The 6,646-nt window shown below is 74.5% G+C and carries 7 protein-coding genes; 4 read left to right on the top strand and 3 right to left on the bottom strand.

What is annotated here, in order from left to right; genetic code table 11:
- Positions 1-43: 43 nt before the first annotated feature.
- Positions 44-673 (bottom strand): MBL fold metallo-hydrolase, encoded by a 630-nt coding sequence (locus ACFV4F_RS39670; RefSeq protein ID WP_380510227.1) that lies wholly within the window; start codon positions 671-673, stop codon positions 44-46.
- Positions 670-1,755 (bottom strand): S-(hydroxymethyl)mycothiol dehydrogenase, encoded by a 1,086-nt coding sequence (locus tag ACFV4F_RS39675; protein WP_380510230.1) that lies wholly within the window; start codon positions 1,753-1,755, stop codon positions 670-672. Before ACFV4F_RS39675 ends, ACFV4F_RS39670 begins: the two co-directional genes overlap by 4 nt.
- Before the next feature lie 522 nt (positions 1,756-2,277).
- On the opposite strand from ACFV4F_RS39675, the gene ACFV4F_RS39680 reads away from it, so the two are divergent.
- The 4 genes from ACFV4F_RS39680 to ACFV4F_RS39695 all read left to right on the top strand — a co-directional run bounded on the left by ACFV4F_RS39680 (position 2,278) and on the right by ACFV4F_RS39695 (position 5,885).
- Positions 2,278-3,495 carry a cytochrome P450 gene (locus tag ACFV4F_RS39680; RefSeq protein WP_380510233.1) on the top strand — a complete coding sequence of 406 codons (1,218 nt, stop codon included), beginning with the start codon at positions 2,278-2,280 and terminating at the stop codon, positions 3,493-3,495.
- Complete coding sequence (locus ACFV4F_RS39685) at positions 3,492-3,779, top strand: ferredoxin (RefSeq protein ID WP_380510236.1); 288 nt, start codon at positions 3,492-3,494, stop codon at positions 3,777-3,779. The genes ACFV4F_RS39680 and ACFV4F_RS39685 overlap by 4 nt, the downstream gene beginning before the upstream one ends.
- A 129-nt stretch (positions 3,780-3,908) precedes the next feature.
- Positions 3,909-5,093, top strand: a complete 1,185-nt coding sequence (locus tag ACFV4F_RS39690; RefSeq protein WP_380510239.1) for an MFS transporter — start codon at positions 3,909-3,911, stop codon at positions 5,091-5,093.
- Between the two features lie 105 nt (positions 5,094-5,198).
- Positions 5,199-5,885: an alpha/beta fold hydrolase gene (locus tag ACFV4F_RS39695; RefSeq protein ID WP_380439229.1), complete on the top strand. Its 687-nt coding sequence runs from the start codon at positions 5,199-5,201 to the stop codon at positions 5,883-5,885.
- Between the two features lie 50 nt (positions 5,886-5,935).
- On the opposite strand, the gene ACFV4F_RS39700 is transcribed toward ACFV4F_RS39695, so the two are convergent.
- Positions 5,936-6,601 carry a LysR substrate-binding domain-containing protein gene (locus tag ACFV4F_RS39700; protein WP_380510242.1) on the bottom strand — a complete coding sequence of 222 codons (666 nt, stop codon included), beginning with the start codon at positions 6,599-6,601 and terminating at the stop codon, positions 5,936-5,938.
- Positions 6,602-6,646 lie beyond the last annotated feature (45 nt).

A 6,646-nucleotide genomic window follows, 5' to 3' on the forward strand; every position in this document is an offset into this window, starting at 1 on the left:
ACGCCCCCGGGGGGGGGCCCCCCCCCCCGGGCGCCGCCGGGCGTCAGTGCCCGCGGGCGATCCATTCGGGCAGGGCCGGGGCCTCGGCGCCGATCGTGGTCGGGTCGCCGTGGCCGGTGCGGACCACCGTCTCGGGCGGGAGGGTGAGGAGGCGGTCCCGGATGGAGTCGATGATCGTCGGGAAGTGCGAGAACGACCGGCCCGTCGCGCCCGGCCCGCCGTGGAAGAGGGTGTCGCCGGTGAAGACGGTGCCGAGCTCCGGGGCGTGCAGGCAGACGGCGCCCGGCGCGTGGCCGGGGGTGTGCAGGACGGTCAGCGCGGTGCCGGCCACCTCGATCCGCTGGCCGTCGGCGAGTTCGCCGTCCGGGAGGCGCTCGGGGTGGGTGAGCTTCCACAGCGGGAGGTCGTCGGGGTGCAGCAGGATCGGCGCGCCGGTGCGCTCGGCGAGCGCGGGGGCGGCATCGACGTGGTCGTTGTGGGCGTGGGTGGAGACGATCGCCAGCAGTCGGCGCCCGCCGAGCGCGGCCTCGATCGCGTCGGCGTCGTGCGCGGCGTCGATCACCACGGCCTCGGTGTCGTCGCCGACGATCCAGACGTTGTTCTCCACCTCCCAGCTGCCGCCGTCGAGTTCGAACACACCGGAGGTGACGAGACGGTCCACGCGGACGGTCACAGGACCACCACCGAGCGGAGCACGTCGCCCTGGTGCATGCGCTCGAACGCCTGCTCCACCGCGTCGAGTTCGATGGTCTCGGTGACGAACGCGCCGAGGTCCAGGCGGCCCTGGAGGTAGAGGTCGATGAGCATCGGGAAGTCCCGGGAGGGCAGGCAGTCGCCGTACCAGGAGGACTTGAGGGCGCCGCCGCGGCCGAAGACGTCGAGCAGCGGGAGCTCCAGCGTCATCTCCGGGGTGGGCACGCCGACCAGGACGACGGTGCCGGCGAGGTCGCGCGCGTAGAACGCCTGCCGGTAGGTCTCGGGGCGGCCGACCGCCTCGACGACGACGTCCGCGCCGTGGCCGCCGGTGAGCTCGCGGATGGCCTCGATCGGGTCGGTGGTACGGGAGTTGACGGTGTGGGTGGCGCCGAGGCCGCGGGCCGTCTCCAGCTTGCGGTCGTCGATGTCGACGGCGATGATCCGCGCCGCGCCCGCCAGCCGGGAACCCAGGACCGCCGCGCCGCCGACGCCGCCGCAGCCGATCACGGCGACCGAGTCGCCCCGCCCGACGCCGCCGGTGTTGATCGCGGCGCCGAGGCCCGCCATCACGCCGCAGCCCAGCAGGCCCGCGACGGCCGGCTCGGCGGCCGGGTCGACCTTGGTGCACTGGCCGGCCGCGACGAGGGTCTTCTCGGCGAACGCGCCGATGCCGAGCGCCGGGGACAGCTCGGTGCCGTCCAGCAGCGTCATCTTCTGCTTCGCGTTGTGGGTGTCGAAGCAGTACTGCGGACGGCCGCGCCGGCACGCCCGGCACTGGCCGCACACCGCGCGCCAGTTGAGGACGACGAAGTCGCCCGGGGCGACCTCGGTGACGCCCTCGCCGACCGACTCGACGACGCCCGCGGCCTCGTGGCCGAGGAGGAACGGGAACTCGTCGTTGATCCCGCCCTCGCGGTAGTGGAGGTCGGTGTGGCACACGCCGCAGGCCTGGATCCGGACGACGGCCTCGCCCGGCCCCGGGTCCGGCACGACGATCGTGGTCACCTCCACGGGCGCGCCCTTGGCACGCGCGATGACTGCCTTGACCTGCTGGGCCATCCGTTTCCACCTCCGTCGGCCGGGGCGCCGTCGCACCCGGCGTGACCTGCGTCGAACCACTTGCCCACGAAGCGTATCGTCCACGCCCGCGCCCGCCCGGCGGGCGGGTCCGGTCACCGGATCACCGTCCGCCCAGGTCCCGGGATATGACGGCGGCATACCCGGAGCCGATCGCGGCCCAGCTCGGCCGGGGGCGCACGGAGGGCGCCGGGCGCCCGTGCGTGCGCGCCGAAGTGCCCGGAAAGCATCGGCGTTGGCCGGAAGTACCGCAGACGCGCGGACCGCCGCCCACGTACGGTCGTAGCAGAAGCGGTCCACGCGATGACGCTCAGCACACTCCCGTGACGACCGGCGCGCCCCGGCACGACCGGCGCGCCCGACCTCGCCCGCCCCGGTCCCACCCGGTCCCACCCGTCGGCCGGGTCCGCGTACCCGGACCCCGGTCCCGTCCGATCCCGGTCCCACCCGCCGGCCAGAGCCGAGCCGCCCGCGCGGCCCACCGCCCTGGAGTCTGGAGTACGGATGTCCGCCGAGAACAGTGCGACCGGTGCCGGCACCGGCACCGCCCCGCTCACGCCGCTGCACTGCCCGCGCCACGCCGAGGCCGGTCCGCCCCGGCTCTCCGCGCTGCCCACCGGCACCCCGGTCTGGCTGGTCAGCCGGCACGCCGACGTGCGGCAGGTCCTCACCGACCCGCGGCTCGGCCGCGCTCCGCTGTACGCGCCGGACGCGCCGCCGCTCACCAACGCGCCCAACCTGCTGGACGATCCGAACAGCATGCTGAACATCGACGGCACCGAGCACCAGCGGCTGCGCCGCACCGTGCAGCGGGCGTTCACGCCGCGCGCGATCGCGCGCTGGCGGCCCTGGGTGGCCTCGGTGATCGAGGGCCTGATCGACGAGCTGATCGACCACGGCAACCCGGCCGACATCGTCGCCGGTTACACCCGCCCGCTGCCGGTCGCGGTGATCAGCCGGCTGATGGGGCTGGACAACCTGGACAGCAAGCGGCTCGCCCACTGGAGCGACCACGCGCTCTCCACCACCGCCCACAGCGCCGAGGCGATCGTCACCGCGATGGGCGAGTTCGCCGAATTCGGCTCCGCCGTGATCGCCGAGCGGCGCGCCGACCCGGGCGAGGACCTGGTCAGCAGCCTGCTGGTGGCCGCCGCCGAGGACGGCTCGATCACCGAGGGGCAGCTGGTCACGCTCGTGATCGGGCTCGTCGTGGCCGGGCACGAGACCACGATGACGTCCCTCGGCAACGCCCTCGTCTACCTCCTGGGCGACGGGCGCGACGCCTGGCAGCGGCTGGCCGCCGACGAGGCCAGCGCCGCCGCCGCGACCGAACAGCTGCTGCGGGCCGTGCCGCTCGGGGACACCGACTACTTCCCCGGCCTGCTGCGGCGCACCGTGGAGGAGGTCGAGATCGGCGGGGTGGTCATCCCGGCCGGCAGCGTGGTCGCCGCCGACACCAGCGCGGCCAACATGGACCCGGAGGTCTTCACCGGGGACCTGCTGACCGAGCTGTTCTCCCCGCTCGTCGCGCCGATGTACACCTTCGGCGCCGGGCCACACCACTGCCTGGGCGCGTGGCTGGCCCGGATGGAGCTCGAACTGGCCCTGCACCGGCTGGCCCGCCGGCTGCCCTCGCTGCGGCTCACCGACCCGGCCGGCTCGATCGACTGGCGGCGCGGGCTGCTGACCCGCAGTCCGAACTCGCTGCAGGTGGCCTGGTGACGGCCGGTCCAGAGACGGGTGCCGAGACCGGCTCCGAGGCGGGCGCCGAGACGGTCGTCGTCCGCGTCGACCGGGACCGCTGCATCGGCTCCGGCATGTGCGCCCTCAGCGCGCCCGATTCGCTGGCGCTCGGGGCGGAGGGCCTGGCCGAGCCGGTGGCCGGGTACGGCGGGGACGGCGCGGAGCTGACGGCCGAACTGACCGAGGCGGTCGACTTCTGTCCGGTCGAGGCGCTGACGCTGTACTCGGCGCGCGGCGGGTACCGGATCGCCCCGGCGGAGTGAGTCCCCGCGGTGCCGCCCGTCTCGCCGACACGGGCGGCACCGCGGCCGGGCGTGATTCATGAGCCGTGCTAATCAATGCATGAGCTGATCGATCTTGCTCGCCCCCGGGCCGGCTGATGAGCTTGGGCCATGAAGAACGCGGAAGTCCTCGCTCCAGCCAACTCGCCTTCCACCGCGGCCCGTTGGTCCCCCGTCGTCGCCGTCGCCCTGAGCACGTTCACCGTGGTGTCCGCCGAGATGATGCCGGTCGGGCTGCTGACGCCGATGTCGGACAGCCTCTCCGTCACCGACGGTGTCACCGGCCTCTCCCTGACGATCACCGGGCTCATCGGCGCGGGCGTCTCCCCCTTCGTCCCGGCCCTCATCGGACTGCGCGACCGCAGGAGCGTGCTCGTCGGCCACATGCTGCTGCTCGCCGTCGCCAACGCGGTGACCGCGATCGCCCCCGACTTCACCGTCCTGGTCGCCGGCCGGATCCTGCTCGGCCTGGCGATGGGTATCGTGTGGGGGCTCGTGCCCGGGCTGGCCCCTCGCCTCGTCGACGGGCCGCGGATCGCCCTCGCCTCCACCATGGTCTTCTCCGGCGTCTCGATCGCCTCCGTCCTCGGCGTCCCGCTGGGCACCTACCTCGCCGCGCTGCTCGACTGGCGCGCCGCGTTCTGGGCGCTCGCGCTCCTCGGCGTGGCCTGCGCCGCCGTCCTCGCGCGCACGCTGCCCGCCCTGCCCGTGCACGAGCGCGGCCGGCTCGACGGGATCGCGGGTGTGCTGCGACACCGGGGCGTCGCGACCGGGCTGGCCGTCACGACGCTCGTCGTCCTCGGCCACTTCGCCGGCTACACGTACGTCCGCCCGGTGCTCGAAGCCGACGCGGGCCTGGGCACCGGCGTCATCGCGGCCTGCCTCCTGGTGTACGGGCTCGCGGGCGTGGCCGGGAACTTCACGCTCGGCCCGCTCGCCGGCCGCAGCCCCAGGGCGGCCGTGACCGCCGCCCTCGCGGGGGTCACGCTGGCGACCGGCCTGCTGCCCGTCCTCACCGGCAGCGTCGTGACGGTGGTGCTCGCGCTCGTCCTCTGGGGCGCGTCGTACGGCGGGGTGTCGGTCTCCACGCAGACCTGGGTCCGCACCGCCGACCCGGCCCGGATCGAGGCCTCGGGGGCACTGTGGGCGGGCGTGTTCAACGCGAGCATCGCGGTCGGCTCCCTGGCGGGCGGCCTCGTCATCGACCACGCCGGGAACCGCGCGGTGCTCCTCGCGGCGGCGCTGGCGACGGCCTCCGGGCTGCTCGTCGCCGTCGCCTCCCGGCCGCGGCGCTAGCGGACGGGAGGGCCGGAGGGAGAGCGGATTGCCACGATGAGTGATCGACAGGATACTCGGCGTAGGGCGCCGTCGCGGCCCGCCACCTACGCAGGAGGACATCACATGACCGGCAAGGCCAGCATCGTCTTCGCCCACGGGCTCTGGGCCGACGGGTCGTGCTTCGGCAGGCTCATCCCCGCGCTCCAGGCCGAGGGCCACGAGGTCCTCAGCTCGCAGCACGGCCTCGACTCGCTCGAAGGCGACGTCGCGTGCGTCACCCGCGCGATCAATCGCGTGCCGGGACCGGTCGTGCTGGTCGGCCACTCCTACGGCGGGACCCTGATCACCAAGGCCGGCGTCCACGACCGGGTGGGCGCCCTGGTGTACATCGCGGCGCTCGCCCCCGACGAGGACGAGACCTCGCAGGGCCAGCAGGAGAAGTTCCCCGGCACGCCCGTCTTCAAGAACATCGAGGTCGCCGACGGCCGCATCTGGCTCCAGGAGTCGGGCCTCGGCGACTTCTGCGGCGATCTGCCGGAGACCGAGCAGAAGCTCGTCCTCGCGACGGGCGCCGTACCGGTCGCCGACCTGTTCACCCAGCAGGTCCCCGGCACCGCCTGGCGCACGAAGCCGAGCTGGTACATCGTCGCGAACGACGACCGCACCGTACACCCCGACCTGGAGCGGGCCGCCGCCGAGCGCATGGGCGCGAAGACCTACGCCGTCGACAGCAGCCACGTGCCGATGCTCTCGCACCCGGCCTTCGTCCTCGACGTCATCCGCGACGCCGCGAGGAGCCTGGAGGCGTAAGGGGGCGCGGAAAGGCACAGGGAAGCCCTACGGCGAAACGGCGCGACAGGTCAGCCGACGGATTCCGCGAGAAGCCCGAGGAAACGTTCCGTCAGCCCGTGCACCGCCCGCTCCCGCCGGACGACGAGCAGGGTCGACGGCTCCAGGTCGGGCACCGGGAGGTAGCGGATGTCCGGGCGCTGGACGTACCGCACGCTCGCCTCGCAGAGCAGCAGGCCCTGCGCGGTGCTGGCCACCGTCGACAACCCCTCCTGGAGCGTGGCGGCGCCCGCCGGGTACGCCAGGTCCCGCCCGTCGGGCAGCCGCCGGGGCGCGTTCGCCAGGCGCCAGTAGTCCGGCGCGGGGCCGCGCGGTTCGATGAGCCCGAGCCCGGCCAGGTCCCCGGCGGAGACCCCGGCCGCCCGGGCCAGCCGGTGGGCGGCGGACAGGGCGATGCGGACCGGCTGCCGCGAGAACTCCATGAGCACGCGCAGCCCCGGCTCCCGGCACGGCGCGAGCACGATGGCGAGGTCGACGTCGCCCTGCGCCAGCCGGGAGAACGGATCCCCCCAGGGCAGCTCGACGAGCTGGACCGAACCCTCCGGCAGACCCGCGACGGCCCGCGCCACCGGCTCGTACACCACGCACTGGAAGCCGACCCGCATCGGCCGGTCCGCCGAGGGCGCCCCCCCCCCGGGGGCGGCGAATCCCACCCGCAGCCGCTCGATTGGGGGCACCACCTGCTCCGCCAGCGCGCGCCCCCGCTCCGGCAGTTACACACG

It is taken from the genome of Kitasatospora sp. NPDC059722 (assembly GCF_042733235.1).
GTDB lineage: Bacteria > Actinomycetota > Actinomycetes > Streptomycetales > Streptomycetaceae > Kitasatospora.

Bases quoted from the DNA above. Each gene is read 5' to 3' on its own strand.
- ACFV4F_RS39675 (WP_380510230.1), bottom strand. From the start codon at position 1,755: ATGGCCCAGCAGGTCAAGGCAGTCATCGCGCGTGCCAAGGGCGCGCCC.
- ACFV4F_RS39680 (WP_380510233.1), top strand. From the start codon at position 2,278: ATGTCCGCCGAGAACAGTGCGACCGGTGCCGGCACCGGCACCGCCCCG.
- ACFV4F_RS39690 (WP_380510239.1), top strand. From the start codon at position 3,909: ATGAAGAACGCGGAAGTCCTCGCTCCAGCCAACTCGCCTTCCACCGCG.
- ACFV4F_RS39695 (WP_380439229.1), top strand. From the start codon at position 5,199: ATGACCGGCAAGGCCAGCATCGTCTTCGCCCACGGGCTCTGGGCCGAC.